A 15566-nucleotide genomic window follows, 5' to 3' on the forward strand; every position below is an offset into this window, starting at 1 on the left:
GTTCCGGTTAAGCCGTCGCGCTGACGACGGGGCACCGCGCTGCTATCCTTGGCGTTCTTTTGCTTATGGAATCGGAGGCCCCTTGGCAGAGCCGCAGCGCGACACCACAGAAAAACTCTACAGCCTGATCGCCAACGAAGAGGACGCCCGCGTCTGCACGGACATTTCCGACGATGCCTGCCAGGAAGTCCCGCGTAACTTTTTCCTGATCCTGGGCAGCCTGGTGCTGACCAAGCTGGGCGATCTGCTGATCAGTCCCAAAACGGTGCTCGCCTGGTTGCTCGGGGCCGTCGGCGCCCCGGCGCTGGTGGCCTGGCTGGTGCCCATCCGCGAGTCGGGATCGCTGATTCCGCAGATGGTCATCGGCGCCTGGGTCCGCCAGCGCCCGGTGCGCAAGTGGTTCTGGGTAGGCGGCAGCCTGGGCCAGGCCGTCAGCGTCGCCGCCATGGCCGGCAGCGTCTGGTTTCTGGACGGCAACGCCGCCGGGCTCGGCGTCGTGGGCGCGCTGATCCTGTTCTCCCTGGCCCGCGGCTTCTGCTCGGTGGCGATGAAAGACGTGCAGGGCAAGTGCGTGCCCAAGACCCGGCGCGGCCGACTGGGCGGACTGGCCACCACCATCGGCGGCTCGGCCACGGTGCTGCTGACCGTCCTGCTGTTCTGGGAGCGAGGCGAACCGACACTGCCATTCTACGTTTCGCTGCTGGGGCTGGCGGCGGTTCTCTGGGTGATCGCCAGCGTGCTGTTTTCCGGAATCGAGGAAGAACCCGGCGAGACCAGCGGCGGCGGCCACGCCTTGCAGGAAGCCATCAGGAACCTGTCGCTGCTGCGGGACGACGCGCCTTTTCGCCATTTCGTCATCACCCGGGCCTTGCTGCTGTGCTCCGCCCTGGCCTCCCCCTACTTCGTGCTGCTGGCGCAGCAGCAGGACGACAGCGGCTGGTTGCTGGGCAGCTTCCTGCTCGCCAGCAGCCTTGCCAGCTCAGTCAGCGCCACCGTCTGGGGCTGGATGGCGGACCGATCCAGCCGCCAGGTGATGATTCGCGGCGCCGTGATTGCCAGCGGCGTGTGCCTGGTGATCGGCGTGTGGAACCTGCTGACCGGGGAATCGGCCAGCTCACCCTGGTTCTACCCGGCCGCCTTTTTCGTCCTGAGCATCGCCCACGCCGGGGTGCGCCTGGGCCGAAAGACCTACCTGGTGGATATGGCCGGCGGCAACAAGCGCACCGACTACACCTCGGTGAGCAACACCGTGATCGGCGTGTTGTTACTGGTCACCGGCGGCATCAGCGCCCTGGCCTCGCTGATTTCGCCGACGGCGGTGATCCTCCTGCTGGGCCTGATGGGCGCGGCGGGGACGGTCAGTGCGGTGCGCCTGAAGGAGGTGGAGTAACCGGAAAGTGGAGTAAACGGAAGATGGGGTAAGGCCCGGGCCGGGCCCGACGCGAACCCGAAACGCTATCGAATCACGTCCGGATAACGCCGCCGGTCCCGCATCAGACGGTAAATGGTAATGGCGTTGGTGAAGAGCACGAGGCCTTCGGCCAGTGTCCCGCCAACCGAGCCGACCAGCAGGTGGCTGAGCATCCAGGCCACGGCGGCCAGGCCCAGACAGACGCGCATGGGGATGCCCCGCAACAGAAACATGCCCATGGTTCCCAGCACCATGGCCACGAGAGCTGGCAGGTCCGCCCATCCCTGCCAGGTCAGCGCCGCAGCCATGCCGCTGGCCGCCAGAACCAGCGCCATCACGCCCCGGTTGCCCGGATAACGCCTCGCCAGCCCGATACGCACGATCACCAGTACCGTCAGGGCGGCAGCCGTCCAGCTTTCGAAAAACAGAAACTGCAGGGCGAAGGCCACGTTCGCCGCGAGCAGCAGCTTCAGCAGCCGATCATCCTGCTTGCTGGCAAACGCCAGGGCGCAGAGAATCAGCGAGATGAGACCGAAGAACTGGCCGGCCAGGGCGCTGTGGTTTTCCAGCATGGGGAACGTCACTCTCCGGAATGGGCAGCGTGATGCCGCACAAAGATGGGTTCGGATCGATCGACGAGCACCCGGAGGCTACGTGGCCTGCGTCCGGCAGACAACCCTCGCTGCACTCCAGAGCGGACACGCGCTCGCGCCTATCGGGGCCTGATCAATGTGGGAAAGGCTCCCGGCGATGACTGGAAGACCACAAAAAAGGGCCGGCAGATGCCGACCCAAATCCTCACGCCGCAAGGAAGACGTTCTTTGCTATCGGGACATTATGGAGTCACCTCGGTGCGGCTGGCGCAGACGCTGTAGACGCTGAACTCGTCAAGCACCGACAACACTCCGAAGCCGCCGTTGATGATTTCCACCTGATTGAACGGCAGAGAGGTCTGGAACACCAGGAAGCCCTGTTCGGTGCCACCCAGCATGCCGGATACACCCAACAGGTCCAGATCCACACCGATGTCTCCGTCACTGCTTTCCTGTACTTCACCATCCAGTAGGGTACGGACGATCAGGGTGTTGTTGGCCAGGAGGTCCAGCTGCAAGAGCTGTGCGCTCTCGGCAATGGACACGCCCAGCACGTTTTGGCCCGGATAGACGAAACCGGAGGTATCGGCGACCCGCAGCATGGCCTCTGACAGGCCCAGCAGATTGGTGTTGTAGATGGTCGCGGCGTTGCCCAGATCATTGTCGATCACGTTGGCCGCCCCGCTGACGCCACAGGTCGCGCCGCCGAGGACACCGCCCAGCAGACAGCCGGAATCATCCGCCGTGGACGTGGCGTCGTTATCGGCCAGGAATGGGGAGAACGTTTCCCCGGAGATGTCGCAGGCGTACTCGGTATCGTCGATCAGGTCGCAGGCGTCACCCAGACCATCGCCGTCCGTGTCGGCCTGGTCCGCGTTCTGCACCAGCGGGCAGTTGTCGTTGGGCTGGCCCAGCGCGTTCTCGTCTTCGATGCCGTCGCCGTCGGTGTCGGCGTCGCAGGCGTTGCCCGTACCATCGCCGTCCAGGTCTTCCTGGTTAGGATTGGCCACCGCCGGACAATTGTCATCGGAATCCGGCAGGCCATCGCCGTCGCCGTCTACGCTGTCTTCACAGGCGTCGCCGATCCCATCACCGTCGCCGTCCTCCTGGCCGGGATTTGCAAACAACGGGCAGTTGTCAGCGTCGTTATCCGCGCCATCGCCGTCCAGGTCAGCGTCGCAGGCGTTGCCCGCGCCATCGTTATCAAAATCCGCCTGACTGGCATTCGATACCGCCGGGCAATTATCGGCACCGTTGTCGACGCCGTCGCCGTCCTGGTCCGAATCGCAGGCATCGCCGAAGGAATCGCGATCCTGGTTCTCCTGGCCCGGGTTCGGCACGGCCGGGCAGTTGTCGACGTCGTCGTCGAAGCCGTCCATGTCGCCGTCGGCGTTGTTGTCACAGACATCACCCAGGCCGTCGCCATCGGCGTCCTCCTGGCCGGGGTTGGCCACCAGCGGGCAGTTATCGGCGGCGTCACTGAGGCCGTCGTTGTCCGAATCGGTGTCGCAGGCATCGCCGATGCCATCGCCGTCGGCGTCTTCCTGCAATGGGTTGAAGATGGCGGGACAATTGTCCTCATCCTCGGCGATGCCGTCGCCATCGTCGTTCTGCTCTTCCACCACACCGGCTACCGCCGAGTCCGAATCCCCGCTGCTGTCGGAATTACAGCCAGCGAGAACAAAAAGGGTCATCAAGCCCAAGAGTGCGAACCAAAGCTTCCTGTTCAACATGATCACTTCTCCCTTTTCTGCTTATTCGCCAGAGAGGACGTTGAATTCAACGCGCCGGTTTCTCTCGCGACCCTGCTCGGTGTCGTTCGACATCAGTGGTTGCGTCTCGCCATAGCCCGTGGCGGTGACCTGCCCCGGGCGCACGCCCTGATCCAGCAGGTAGTCACGCACGGCGTCCGCCCGTTCCTGGGACAGCTGCTGGTTGTAGGCGGCGGCGCCGACGTTGTCGGTGTGTCCGGCCAGCTCAACCTTCAGGTCCGGCTGCCCCTGCAGGGCATCGCCGGCGCGCTGCAGGATGTCGCGCGCGTTGGCGGTCAGGCGGGCGGAGTTGAACTCGAAGCTGACGCCCCGCAGCACAACAGTCTGGGCCTGGCCCGAATCGACGCAGCCAACGGCATCGACATCCAGCCCCTCAAGCGTGTTGGGGCACTGGTCAACGCCGTCGACGACGCCGTCACCATCGGAATCCGCCAGCTCCTGGACGCGGGTCTTCTCGACCACCACGGTCTTCTCCACCACGCGCTCACGCACCGCGCCGATGGGAATGGTGATCCCCAGCGCAATGTGGATGTCCTGGTAGCCATCGTCGTAGGTGTCGTAGAGGTAGCGGGCATCGGCGCGAACGCGCAGACCGGTTTCCGTGAAGGCCGGGCTCAGGAGGCCCACGCCCACATTGGCAAAGCCGCCAAACTCGCTCTCGTCGTCCCCGTCCACGTCGTTTCGTGAAACGCCCAGGCCGGCGAGCACGAACGGTTGCAGGTCACTGTCGGTGCGGAAGCGGTAGGCCAGGTCGCTGCCCAGCCCCTGCTGGTAGGCGTCAACCCCGGCGTCGTCACCGGTCTCGATGATGTTGGCGAACAGGTGGGGCTCCAGCCACAGGCTTTCGTCCAACTGGAAGCCGTAGGTGGCGCGCACCCCCGAACCGTATTCGTCGGTGCGGTCGTCATCGGTGATCAGATAGGCACCCTGGAAGGAGAACTCCTGGCGGTGACCGTCATCGGGATTCGATGCGGCCAGGGCGATCCCCGCCGGAAGCATGGAACACAACGCACTACAGCAAATAACTTCAGTGATTCGATGTCTCATCGGCTTGTCCCTTTTTTGTTGACTGGCTCTCACTGCAGCCCGGTTTCCCGGTCTGAAGAGCGGTCTTCCTCAGAGTCCATTCCTGCTGCGCTTGTGGCGCCTACCGACTCGGCTTGCCGTTCTTCTTGTGAAAGAGGCATTCGGCAAACGGGAAATGGCCTCCTGTTCTTGAAAATAGTGATCGACATCACAGCGTCGCCATGACCTCTCTGACACGGCGACATGACATTTCAGTCAGCCCAACAAACTGCAAAAGCTAATTGCCAGACAAAACAGCAATTTGATGGGACAGATGTACCAGCTCGCCAAATTGTCAAAATTGGTAAAACCGTGCATTTTGCTATTGCAACCGCGAAAACAATCACTTCGCTATAGCCTATGCGCTCGAGGCGCTCGTTCGGATGCAACATTCGCCAGATTTTTTCGGAGAAGAATCGCTGCAGCTGTGTTACTCCCCCTCAAAACTCCGCCGGTTGACCAGAATGAATGTGACGAATGTCACAGCGGCCAAATCAAATCGCACGGCGGCGGAGCAGGATGGCCGCAGGCCGTCTCCGGTTGGGTCATCGTCAGCGGGGCGTTTGGACGGTCGTTCGAATGGGTGTTCGAGTGGGCATTCGCATGGGTAGTCGTATGGAAAAGGCCATGCGCATCAGGGAGTCGTCGGCATGAGTGTGCAACAGAAGATGTATCGACCGGTTCGCAGCGAGCGCTTCGTCCATACGCTGGTCGGCTGGTATGTCAGGACCCGGGAAGCGGTGGATCTGGGCCCGTTCGGTAACGTTGGCGAAGCGGAATCGGCCCTGGAACGCCACATCAGCCAGTTCCGGGATCTGCCGCGCGCTGCAGCGGAGGACGGCCACAGCCTCGGCATGGAAGTGCACGATCCCGACACCTGCCGCAAGCGCAACTGCGCCATCTGCATGGAGGCGCACATCGCCTCGCAACACCGCTGGCAACCGGCACACTGAACCGACAGTGTCATTCTGACCGATAGCAGCACTCCGAAGGGAGTGCCCGCGACCACCCGGCCACGGGCAATCGCGGGCCACGACGGGCCGTAAAATGCGCGTCGGGGATTACTGGACAGTGGCGATCACGCTGCTGTCGGTGTAGCTCAACTCAACCGTCACGTCGCCGGCATCCACGCTGCCGAATGTCCCTTGCAGAGATGCCCCTTCCACCAGCGTCAGCGCCGTACCGGCGGTCGGCGCGTAGCCCGAGAAGTCCAGCGTCAGGTCGCCGCCGTCGATGTAGACGCGCTTGGCCACGCTCACCTGGCTGGCGTCCTCATCCATCACCAGCGCCAGCTCGCCGCCATCCATGGTGAAGCTTCCATCGATGGCCAGGGCGCCTTCGGCATCCACCCGTGCGGTGCCGTCTTCGACATACAGATCGCCTGCACCGAACGCCGAGGTGGAGGTCGCTTCCAGAACGCCACCCTGCAGCAGCGTGCCGCCGCTGTATCGGTTGTCGCCGGTCAGGGTCAACTGGCCGGTCCCGGCCTTGGTGAGCATGCCTTCACCGGTGATGTCGTTGCGCCACCAGTCGTGAACCGCGAATCCGCCCAGACTGGCATCCATGGTCACCGCCACATCGCCCTCGAAAGCACCGTAGCCGTCGGCAGCGGTTACCAGGTCCAGGCGGCCCCAGCCATAGGTGCCGTCCAGGATCGGGTAGCCCGAGTCGATGGACGTGGTGTACAGCACCGCGCGGCGCTGGGCGTCGGTCAGGTAGGGCTGGCGCGATTTCAGCAGGGCCTCGGCGCCTTCCGGCACGATGGGGGCCTGGCCCGCCAGGCTGGCGTCCTGGGTCATGCCGTAGGTCATGCGGAAGCGGTAGGCTTCCTTGTTGGCTTCGTGGTCGTCGTAGAGGTTGTTGTCGTAGACCTCGATGTTGACATTGCTGCCGTCGATCAGCCCGGCTTCGTCGGTCACCTCACGGTGGGCATACTCGTACAGGGTCATGTCCTCGGCGGCCGCCAGGTCACCGAAATACGACTGCGCCCGCTGGTAGGCGGCGTCCGCTTCGGCGGCGATATCCGCCTGGTTCAGCGCGTAGCTGGCCACGATCATGGAATGGACGCGGCCGCCGATCACGTCCACCGGCGAATGCATGCCGGCGACGATGCGGTCCTCGCCCAGTTGCGAGGCGCGGGTCAGCATCTCCGAGAAGCGCTGGGGCAGCGCATAGGCCAGGGCCATGGACGCCAGGTAACCGGCATTGGTGTGACCGCTGGGATAGCCGCCGTCCTTGCGTCGGTTCTCGGTGGTGGAGGTATAGAGACCGGCGGTCTCCTTGTCCGGGTCGTGGGCGCGGCGTGCGCACATCAGACCGGGCACGACGGCCACACTGGTGGTGTAGGTGTCGTAGGTGTAGATGGTCTCGCTGCCGGAACTGTCGATGCAGCTGTAATTCTGGTCGGTTCCCAGGAAGTCGATGGCACCGTCATCGTCCATGCGCCAGGGACGCGGCGTGGAGAAGGTGTACTTGGAGGCGCTGGTGGACGCCGGCGAACGCTGACGGAAGGCATCCACCAGGCTGACCATCTCGCCCAGGGTGCCGGTGGTGTCGCCGGCGAACATGATGTTGTCGTTGGAATCCGGCGCGTAGTTGGCGTCGGAGAGGACCTGCGCGGTGGTGGGCACGGCAATGTCGGTGTAGGCGCCGGAGCCGGCCACATAGGCTTCGGTCAGCGGGCCGTAGCCGTCGATGATGCTGTAATTCTTGCTGCGGCGATCGTCCAGGAACGCCAGGATGGCTTCCTCGTCGGTCCGGTTGTTGGTGACGTCGATGACGTACTGGATATTCTCCTGCCAGGTTTGCGCATCCACGATCGGGTCGCTCAGGTAGCTGTCCGGGCCGTCGCCGTTGGCGCCCGACTGCCAGCTATCCGACGTGCCCTTCCAGACGTCGTTGATGCCACCCAGCAGGTAGGACACCGGGTTGTCGCCAATGATGTAGCGCAGCGTGCCATCGGCGTTGTTCTCGGCATACTCCACCGACGGCAGCGGGTAATAGACCTCAGGAACCTCGACCACCAGTTCCGCGCCGACCCCGGTGGGCCTGGCGGGTTTGCCGGCATCGGCCGAGCCGTCGTCGTCCGAACTGTCGTTGCAACCGGCCAGCGCCAGGGCCGTTAAGGCGGCCATAGCCAAAGGCAGGCCAGCACTTTTCCACGTGCGTGCGTCACTCATAACCATCTCGCTTTTCATGGGTCTCGAAGGAGGCTCCGGCTCCCGCTCTTGATAACGACGGGTTACCCAGAGCCCGGGGGACTTAGGACGCTAAGCAGTTTTGGTTATAGAACGGTGACGCTTTTGTGAAGATGAAACCGATTCTCGATCTCAATTGACCTGGATCAACGAAGCTTCCACCGGCTCTTTTCAGCTCGGCGGATCGATCATGGATATCCGGCTTGTGACGGGAATACGGGGGAGCCCGGCGGCTCCCCATCATGGAAGGACTGTCTTGAGGACTCGCCGATTCAGCGCGCTTTCAATTAAGGCCCGTTCAAGGCCCCTTGCCATCATTCAACGCCAGGGCCCCTTTGACGACGCGATAGATCACCCAGATGGTGATCCCCAGCAGGATGAACCACCCCACCAGGATCGGCGCTGTGATGATGCCGATGACCGTCCACGCCAGACCAATCCAGAACGTCTTGATCTGCCAGCGAAAGTGCGGTTCAACCCAGGTGCCGGTCACTTCGTCGAGCTTGACGTAATTGATGATGACGCCGATCAGGCCGGTAATGCCGCCCAGAAAGAAGGCCAGGGCCTGCAGGATGTAGACCGCCACCGCCAGGTTGCGGGCGGGATCGCTGCGGCGCAGCAGCGGGTCGTCTTCGGCCGGACGAAAGTCGGAATCCGTCAATGTGCGTTCCTCAGTTGGCTTGGACATACCCGCAGTATATCGGAATCCATCAGGTGCTTGCGCCCGCCTCCGGTACGTGAATGCCGTTAACGATCAGGTGCACGGCGATGGCCAGCATCATCAGCGAAATGGCGCCGTCGATGATGCGCCAGGCGATCGGGCGTGACAGCACCGGCGCCAGCGCGGCACCGCCCCAGGCCAGTAAAGTGAACCACATGACCGACGCGCTGCTGGCGCCGGCCACAAAGCCCAGCGGTTCCGGTTGCTGGGCACCGATGGATGGAATCAGCAGTAGAGTGTCCAGATAGACCTGTGGGTTGAGCAGCGTCACCGCCAGGGTGGTCATCAACACCGCGCCCAGACTGCGGCGCGTGGTTTCCTCGGCCTGCAGGCCGCCGCGCCCCTGCAACGCCCGCAGGAAAGCGGTAAACGACAGCCACAGCAGGAAAGCCACGCCAGCCCAGCGCAGCACGTCCAGCGCCGAAGGCATGGCGACCAGCGCCGCGCTGACACCGAGCATCCCCAGACTGAACAGGATGACGTCCGAACTCATGCACAGCGCCGCCGACCACCAGTGATGCTCGCGTCGGAAGGCCTGCCCCAGCAGGTAGGCGTTCTGGGCGCCGATGGCGATGATGATGCCGCCGCAGACGACGAGACCGGTCAGGTAGCTCTGTAACATGGTGCCTTCTCCCTCAAGTTGCAGGGCAAGGCTAATCGAATCCGGCTATACTAAAAAATCATATTGCTAATACTGCATTAGATTTTCTTATGCTCGACTACAAACTCCTGGAAGCCCTGATCACCGTCGTGGAAACCGGCGGCTTCGAGCGGGCCGGCCTGGCGCTGGGGCTGTCGCAGTCCGCCGTGTCGCAGCGGATCAAGCTGCTGGAATCCCGCCTGGGCCAGCCGGTGCTGACCCGCCACCCCAACCTGCAGGCCACGCCCGCCGGGCGCCGGCTGCTCAACCACGCCCAGCAGGTGCAACTGCTGGAACGTGACCTGCGCCGGCAGATACCCGCGCTGTCGGAAGATCGAACGCGGCTGCGCATCGCGCTCAATGCCGACAGTCTGGCCACCTGGTGGGGCGACGCCATCGGCGCGTTTTGCCAGCAGGAAGGACTGCTGCTGGACATGGTGGTGGAGGACCAGGACGTGGGCCTGCGCCGCATGCGCGAAGGGGATGTAGCGGCCTGCCTGTGCAGCAGCGACCAACCGGTCGCCGGCGCCCGCTGCATCGAACTGGGCCAGATGCCCTACCGCGCCTGGGCCCGGGCCGACTACGTGGAGCAGCACTTTGGTAACGGCCTGACCGCCGAGGCTTTCCGCGAGGCGCCGGCCATCGTATTCGGCCCCCACGACCAGCTGCAGCACCGGTTCCTGGCGCAGTGCGGCTACCACGGTCGTTTTCCGTACCACTTGTGCCCGTCGTCGGAGGGCTTCATCCGGCTGGCCATGGCGGGCATGGGCTATGGGATGATTCCCGACAACATGATCGCCAACCAGGACACCACGCTGCTGGTGCCGGAAGGCGCCCTGGTGAACCTTGATGAGGAGACGGCGGTGACCGTACCGCTCTACTGGCATTACTGGCGGCACGGCGGGGAGTTTATGGAGCGACTGACCGAAACCATCGCCCGGGCTGGCCGGCAACTGCTCCAGCCCATGGCCTGAGGCGATCAGGCGTCGCCGGACCGGGGTCGGTAACCGAGCCGGAAACCGCCCCAGTGGCGGCCGTTGACGTAGATGGGAACGGACAGGTCGTGCATGATCTCGCCGGTGTCCCGCCGATAGGTCTGCAGCAGCATCTGTTCCTGATGCCTGCCGCAGCGCGCGCCGGTGCGGTCGTTGAACAGGCGTTTGCTGCGGCTCTTGACCAGGTCCACCTTGGGATCACCGGTGGGCTCGTGGGCGAAATCCCGATTGTGGGTGGGCACGTAGCCGTCCGGCGCGGTGGCGATGGCAAACACCAGGGCCGGATGGGTGTCTTTAACCGGCTCCTGAATGGCGTGCAGATGCCGGTCGGTGAACCGATCAAAGCCACTGTGGAATTTCTGGGGTGAGGTATCGGGAATGGGCTCGCGCCGGCTGTCGAACAGGGCTGACTCGGTCAGCGAGCCGTCGCTCAGGGCTTTCTCAAACAACTCGCCAATGCGGTCCGCCCCCTGCCGTGCCTGCTCGTAAAACGGGCGGTGGTAGCTGGCCTCGCTGTTCAGGGCGAACACGGCATTAGCGTTCTCGGCAATCTCCATCAGCGTCCCGGCCTGTTGGGCCAGGGCCTGTACGCTGCTGTCACTCTCACCCATTTCGTCGCGCAGGGTGGCGATCGCCTGGAACATCTGCTGCAGGCTGGCTTCGTTGTGCTGATCGCCCTCGGCGATGCCGGCCACCTGCTGCTCCACCTGATCGGCCTGGGCGCGGATTTCGTTGAGCCGCTCACCGACGTTCTCGACGGATTCCAGACCGGTTTCGATGCTGTCCGCCAGAGTCTGGATGCGCTCGACGATGCGCCCGGTATCGGTGCGGATCTCCGACAGCGTTTGCGCCACCTCGTCGGTGGCCTGGGAGGTACGACCCGCCAGCTGCCGCACTTCATCCGCCACCACCGCGAATCCCCGCCCCTGCTCGCCAGCCCGGGCCGCCTCGATGGCGGCATTGAGCGCCAGCAGGTTGGTCTGTTCGGCAATGCCCTGGATCACCGTGGTCACGCCCTGGATTTTCTCGGACTTGTCGTTCAGTGCGCGGATCTGGCTCAGGGTCTCGCCGGATTCCCGATGCACCTGTCGCACGTCCTCAATGGCGCTGGCCAGGGCGTCGCGACCGCTGACGCTCAGCTCGCTGGCATGGCGCGCCATGCTCGCCGCCTGGCCCGCCTGCTCGGCGGACTGCTTGACGGTTTCGGTGATCTGGCCGGCGTAATCCGCCATCTGCCCGGTTTCCTCCACCTGGCGATCGAGGCGCGACTTGAGCTGATCGGCGGCGTGGGAGACTTCAGCGGCGGAGATGGCGTTGGCATCGGCGCTGCCGGCCAGGGAATCGACCACTCCGCCGCCGGCGCGCGAACCGGCCGCCAGCGAGGGGCAGAGCTTCATCAGCGGGCTGGATTCGGGCACCGCGCCACCGGCTTCGGCGTCGACCAGGGCTTTCTCCAGCGGATAGAGCACCCGCACGACCAGCACCAGCGCGGCAATGGCCAGCCCCAGGATCAGGCCGGTAATCAGGGCGATCATGTCCAGCCCGAGAAAATAGCCGGCTAACGCCGGGACCAGTGCGATAACAAGCGCGGCAAGGAGTGCCGTACGACCCATCAATGTCATGGAACCTCAAACCTGTTCGTCGATCAGACCACGTCCAGTGCGGTCCGGATTGTTGTTATTTGACGTCGCAGCCTTCCAGGCTACGAGGGCTTTTCCAGTGTCGTCCAGCGCTGGCCGGACACCAACTGTACTTTAGTTGCTTTTCGCAGATGGCGGTGCAACAGATTGTATCCCGTCGAGAAACAGACGGACGCGCTCGACCACTTCGTCGTCGCGCATGAAGTCGAGATCGTTGCTGTTAAGGATGGGCGAGCGCCCTGTGCGGAGGATGCGATCGTCCTGATACAGGACCAGGGTCAGGCGACCGGAATCCACGGTATCCATCAGATCCGTGCGGAAAGTGTCGGTCCGGTCCAGGCGTACCGAGACTCGCAGATCGGCGGACTCACCTGCCTCGGTGTAACCCAGCGCCTGCATCTGACGGATCACTTCCTGCTCCACCCGGCGCAAGAACCGGCTGCGCCCCGGAGCGGGCCGGATACCGGTCGAGAAGCTGGTGGCAGCATCCGTTACGGACTTCGCGCCCTGGTCCAGAGACAGGGGAGGTTGCGGTTGTAGCGAACATCCGGTCAGCAGACCGGCGCCCAGGGCAAGAAAGGCGAACACGCACGCCCTGGCCGGGAAGGTAAAAGCCGGGATGGCTACCATGATGTCACTCCTGAATCGGCACATGGCTATCATCAGAGCATCGTGGAAACCATCCCGCAACCGGTAGCGTCCCAACGGGACTTACCGGCGGTTCACGATCAGTTGTTCACCGATTCCTTGGCGTCGTCGTAACCGTCTTCGACGGCGTCAGCCGTGTCCTCAGCGGCGTCTTCAACCGCCTCGCCGGCTTCCTCGGCGCCTTCCTTGGTGTTTTCCCAGGCACTGTCGGTCTGGCCGGTGGCGTCCTCGTAGGTTTCTTCCATGCTGTCGCCGGCGTCTTCCATCATGTCACCGGTGTTCTCGGCGGCCTGGTCTACCGACTCCTGCATCTCTTCGGCAGGCGACTCGTTGTCGCTGCAACCGGCCAGTGTCAGACCCACAACCAGTGCGAACGTACCTGCAATCACCTTGTTCATATGCTTTCCCTCAGCAAAGATTTGAATTCCAAACGATCGTTTGACTGCGAGTGCAGTGTAGAGGGCTGCGGCACGTAAACACAATAAACGCACAATTACGCTTTTTTTAGTTATGACAGAACGTTAGGAAACTTATTCCGCTGTGGAGAACACCCGCAACCGGCTCAGGTGAAGCGCCGTTCAGGCCGACACCTGACCACCCTGGGTGACCGGTTTACCATCCACCAGGATCAGGTGATCGAGCCGGATCAGCTGGCCGCGTTCGAGCAGCAGGAACTCCTCGCCGGCGCGGGTGAAAACATCACGGATCCGGTCGTGAAAGGTCTGTATCTGACCGGCTTCATCCCGGAAGATGATTTCCACCACCCGGCGAAAGGTGGCGGTTTCCAGCAGGATGTCGTGGGCGGAACAATCGATGGGCTGATAGGCGTGGGTCATGGGGCATCCTGTCGGTTGTGCCATGACTGCGATGCCCTTAAGGAACCGGCGAGACACCGCCTTAAGACATTCTCATGGTCGTATATAGCCGGACACGGAACATGTCCGGATGGACATGTTCCAGTCTGGTTCAGGACCCCGTTTTTCGCCAACCGGGAAGCCGGCCGGCGTGATCCGCCGCCGGAATCAGAACCACTCGGCCTTCATCTCGTAGCAGGTATCGTCCAGGTTCTTCAGCAGTACGATATCCTGAGCGACCGTTGGCAGCTCCCAATGGAAGAAGTACTGGGCCGCCTGCAGTTTACCCTGCAGGAAATGGTGCGCCTGCTCACCCAGGCCACCCTCAGCCAGCCGCTGTTCCGCCACATTGGCCTGACGCAGCCACATCCAGGCCACGCAGATGTGGCCAAACAGGTGCAGGTAGCAGGATGCGTTCGCCAACACCCGGTCCGGACTCTCTTTCTGCAAGGCGCCGCCCAGCGTCTGGGTGACCTTGACGGCCTGCTGCAGGGTTTCGCTCAGCGACAGCGCCCACTGCTGGCAGCGCTGGGTGGTGGCGGCTTCCAGATCCACCTGCAATCGCTGCATCAGCAACTGCAGACCGTGGCTCCGATCCTGCCAGACCTTGCGACCCAGCAGATCCAGCGCCTGGATGCCGTTGGTGCCCTCGTGGATCGGATTGAGCCGGTTATCCCGCCAGCACTGCTCCACCGGGTATTCCCGGGTGTAACCAGCGCCGCCGTAGACCTGGATCGCCAGATCGTTGGCCTTGGGCCCGTACTCCGAGGGCCAGGCCTTCATGATCGGCGTCAGCAGGTCCAGCAGTTTTCCGGCTTCTTCCCGCGCCGTGGCGTCCGGGTGCGTGTTCTGGTCATCCACCAGACGCGCGCCATACAGACACAGCGCCAGGCCGCCTTCGCTGTAGGCCTTCTGCGCCAGCAGCATGCGACGCACGTCGGCGTGCTCGACGATGGGCACCGGCGGCTGAGCGGGGTCCGGCTCCGACGGCTTGCGGCCCTGCAGGCGGTCCTTGGCGTACTCCAGGCTGTGCATGTAGCCGCGGTACCCAATCACCGCCGCACCGAAACCCACGCCCAGGCGGGCTTCGTTCATCATCTGGAACATGTACTTCAGCCCCTGGTGCGGCTCCCCCACCAGATAGCCGTGGCAGGGCGCGTCGTCACCAAAACTCAGAGCGGTGGACGTGGTGCCGCGGTAACCCAGCTTGTGAATCAGGCCGGCCAACGCCACGCCGTTGCGATCGGTGATGGCGCCATCGTCGTCAGTCCGGAACTTCGGCACGATGAACAGGGAGATCCCCTTGACCCCGGCCGGCGCGCCCTTGATCTTGGCCAGCACCAGGTGAACGATGTTGTCGGTGAGCGACTGCTCGCCGCCGGAGATGTAGATCTTGGCTCCCTTGATCAGGTAATGCCCGTCGTCCGTCGGTGTGGCGGTGGTGCGGATGTCGCTCAGGGACGAACCGGCATGAGGCTCGGTCAGGGCCATGGTGCCGGTGTAGCGGCCGTCGAGCATCGGCGGCAGGTATTTGGTCTTCTGCGCCTCGGAGCCGAACACCCGGATGACGTTGGCGGCGGCCGTGGTCAGGAACGGGTAGCCGGCGGTGCCGGGATTGGCGGCGGTAAAGAAGCCGTTGCAGGCGGCCATCACCGATTCCGGCAGCTGCATGCCGCCCAGGTCGTAGTCGTAACGCCCGGCAATAAAGCCTGCCTCGGCGTAGGCCTGGAACGCCTCCTTGACCTCCGGCAGCATCTCCACCTCGCCGTCGACAAACCGGGGCTCCTCCTTGTCCGCCTGACTGTTGTGGGACGCAAACTTCTCCCGGGCCATGCGGTCGGCGGTTTCGATCACCGCGTTGAAGGTGTCGCGGGTGTGCTCGCTGAAGCGCTCACGCTCGCCCAGGGCCTCGGTGTCCATTACGTCGTACAGCAGGAAATCGAGGTCCTGCCGGTCAATCAGGGTATCGCTCATCGGTGTTGGCCTTGTCGTTTTCAAACAAGCCAAGAGGGTGTCACAGCCGGGGATTG

General features: G+C 63.6%; 14 protein-coding genes and 1 pseudogene. 3 read left to right on the plus strand and 12 right to left on the minus strand.

The window, feature by feature from the left end; all coding sequences use genetic code 11:
- The first annotated feature begins 82 nt into the window (after window positions 1-82).
- Window positions 83-1390: an MFS transporter gene (locus GQB00_RS06175; protein ID WP_165855577.1), complete on the plus strand. Its 1308-nt coding sequence runs from the start codon at window positions 83-85 to the stop codon at window positions 1388-1390.
- 65 nt (window positions 1391-1455) lie between these two features.
- On the opposite strand, the gene GQB00_RS06180 is transcribed toward GQB00_RS06175, so the two are convergent.
- From GQB00_RS06180 to GQB00_RS06190, 4 genes and pseudogenes are all read right to left on the minus strand, one after another.
- Window positions 1456-1983, minus strand: coding sequence for a YgjV family protein (locus GQB00_RS06180; RefSeq protein ID WP_165855578.1), 528 nt, complete (start codon window positions 1981-1983; stop codon window positions 1456-1458).
- A gap of 263 nt (window positions 1984-2246) precedes the next feature.
- On the minus strand, window positions 2247-3344 hold the full coding sequence (locus tag GQB00_RS06185; RefSeq protein ID WP_323127281.1) for a thrombospondin type 3 repeat-containing protein: 1098 nt from the start codon (window positions 3342-3344) through the stop codon (window positions 2247-2249).
- Window positions 3339-3626: pseudogene (locus GQB00_RS22005) on the minus strand (thrombospondin type 3 repeat-containing protein); the annotation flags it as partial. The gene GQB00_RS06185 and the pseudogene GQB00_RS22005, both read right to left, overlap by 6 nt.
- A gap of 132 nt (window positions 3627-3758) precedes the next feature.
- The gene (locus tag GQB00_RS06190; RefSeq protein ID WP_162628766.1) at window positions 3759-4775 is read right to left on the minus strand and encodes an OmpA family protein; all 1017 of its coding nucleotides are present in this window, start codon (window positions 4773-4775) and stop codon (window positions 3759-3761) included.
- 716 nt (window positions 4776-5491) lie between these two features.
- Between GQB00_RS06190 and GQB00_RS06195 the strand changes: the two genes are divergently transcribed.
- On the plus strand, window positions 5492-5794 hold the full coding sequence (locus tag GQB00_RS06195; RefSeq protein WP_111495486.1) for a DUF6316 family protein: 303 nt from the start codon (window positions 5492-5494) through the stop codon (window positions 5792-5794).
- 108 nt (window positions 5795-5902) lie between these two features.
- Here the strand turns inward: GQB00_RS06195 and GQB00_RS06200 are convergent, their stop codons facing one another.
- From GQB00_RS06200 to GQB00_RS06210, 3 genes are all read right to left on the minus strand, one after another.
- On the minus strand, window positions 5903-7975 hold the full coding sequence (locus GQB00_RS06200; protein WP_165855580.1) for a phosphatase PAP2 family protein: 2073 nt from the start codon (window positions 7973-7975) through the stop codon (window positions 5903-5905).
- Between the two features lie 361 nt (window positions 7976-8336).
- Window positions 8337-8699, minus strand: a complete 363-nt coding sequence (locus GQB00_RS06205) for a DUF4870 family protein (RefSeq protein WP_111495482.1) — start codon at window positions 8697-8699, stop codon at window positions 8337-8339.
- Between the two features lie 49 nt (window positions 8700-8748).
- Complete coding sequence (locus GQB00_RS06210) at window positions 8749-9381, minus strand: LysE/ArgO family amino acid transporter (RefSeq protein WP_111495480.1); 633 nt, start codon at window positions 9379-9381, stop codon at window positions 8749-8751.
- Between the two features lie 89 nt (window positions 9382-9470).
- Between GQB00_RS06210 and GQB00_RS06215 the strand changes: the two genes are divergently transcribed.
- On the plus strand, window positions 9471-10373 hold the full coding sequence (locus GQB00_RS06215; RefSeq protein WP_165855581.1) for a LysR family transcriptional regulator ArgP: 903 nt from the start codon (window positions 9471-9473) through the stop codon (window positions 10371-10373).
- Window positions 10374-10378: 5 nt separating this feature from the next.
- Here the strand turns inward: GQB00_RS06215 and GQB00_RS06220 are convergent, their stop codons facing one another.
- The 5 genes from GQB00_RS06220 to GQB00_RS06240 all read right to left on the minus strand — a co-directional run bounded on the left by GQB00_RS06220 (window position 10379) and on the right by GQB00_RS06240 (window position 15510).
- On the minus strand, window positions 10379-12016 hold the full coding sequence (locus tag GQB00_RS06220; protein ID WP_165855582.1) for a methyl-accepting chemotaxis protein: 1638 nt from the start codon (window positions 12014-12016) through the stop codon (window positions 10379-10381).
- 132 nt (window positions 12017-12148) lie between these two features.
- The gene (locus tag GQB00_RS06225) at window positions 12149-12664 is read right to left on the minus strand and encodes a DUF4136 domain-containing protein (protein ID WP_165855583.1); all 516 of its coding nucleotides are present in this window, start codon (window positions 12662-12664) and stop codon (window positions 12149-12151) included.
- A 98-nt stretch (window positions 12665-12762) separates the two neighbouring features.
- On the minus strand, window positions 12763-13080 hold the full coding sequence (locus GQB00_RS06230; protein WP_111495471.1) for a YtxH domain-containing protein: 318 nt from the start codon (window positions 13078-13080) through the stop codon (window positions 12763-12765).
- 180 nt (window positions 13081-13260) lie between these two features.
- On the minus strand, window positions 13261-13518 hold the full coding sequence (locus GQB00_RS06235; RefSeq protein ID WP_111495469.1) for a hypothetical protein: 258 nt from the start codon (window positions 13516-13518) through the stop codon (window positions 13261-13263).
- A gap of 186 nt (window positions 13519-13704) precedes the next feature.
- Window positions 13705-15510 (minus strand): acyl-CoA dehydrogenase, encoded by a 1806-nt coding sequence (locus tag GQB00_RS06240; protein WP_165855584.1) that lies wholly within the window; start codon window positions 15508-15510, stop codon window positions 13705-13707.
- Window positions 15511-15566: the final 56 nt, after the last annotated feature.

Origin of the sequence: Marinobacter sp. JSM 1782161 (genome assembly GCF_011421605.1) — a bacterium.
GTDB classification, from domain to species: Bacteria; Pseudomonadota; Gammaproteobacteria; order Pseudomonadales; family Oleiphilaceae; genus Marinobacter_A; species Marinobacter_A bohaiensis.

Excerpts from the sequence above, each read along its gene's own strand:
- GQB00_RS06180 (WP_165855578.1), bottom strand. The coding sequence starts at position 1,983 with ATGCTGGAAAACCACAGCGCCCTGGCCGGCCAGTTCTTCGGTCTCATC.
- GQB00_RS06190 (WP_162628766.1), bottom strand. The coding sequence starts at position 4,775 with ATGCTTCCGGCGGGGATCGCCCTGGCCGCATCGAATCCCGATGACGGT.
- GQB00_RS06195 (WP_111495486.1), top strand. The coding sequence starts at position 5,492 with ATGAGTGTGCAACAGAAGATGTATCGACCGGTTCGCAGCGAGCGCTTC.
- GQB00_RS06200 (WP_165855580.1), bottom strand. The coding sequence starts at position 7,975 with ATGGCCGCCTTAACGGCCCTGGCGCTGGCCGGTTGCAACGACAGTTCG.
- GQB00_RS06210 (WP_111495480.1), bottom strand. The coding sequence starts at position 9,381 with ATGTTACAGAGCTACCTGACCGGTCTCGTCGTCTGCGGCGGCATCATC.
- GQB00_RS06215 (WP_165855581.1), top strand. The coding sequence starts at position 9,471 with ATGCTCGACTACAAACTCCTGGAAGCCCTGATCACCGTCGTGGAAACC.
- GQB00_RS06220 (WP_165855582.1), bottom strand. The coding sequence starts at position 12,016 with ATGACATTGATGGGTCGTACGGCACTCCTTGCCGCGCTTGTTATCGCA.
- GQB00_RS06225 (WP_165855583.1), bottom strand. The coding sequence starts at position 12,664 with ATGGTAGCCATCCCGGCTTTTACCTTCCCGGCCAGGGCGTGCGTGTTC.
- GQB00_RS06230 (WP_111495471.1), bottom strand. The coding sequence starts at position 13,080 with ATGAACAAGGTGATTGCAGGTACGTTCGCACTGGTTGTGGGTCTGACA.
- GQB00_RS06235 (WP_111495469.1), bottom strand. The coding sequence starts at position 13,518 with ATGACCCACGCCTATCAGCCCATCGATTGTTCCGCCCACGACATCCTG.
- GQB00_RS06240 (WP_165855584.1), bottom strand. The coding sequence starts at position 15,510 with ATGAGCGATACCCTGATTGACCGGCAGGACCTCGATTTCCTGCTGTAC.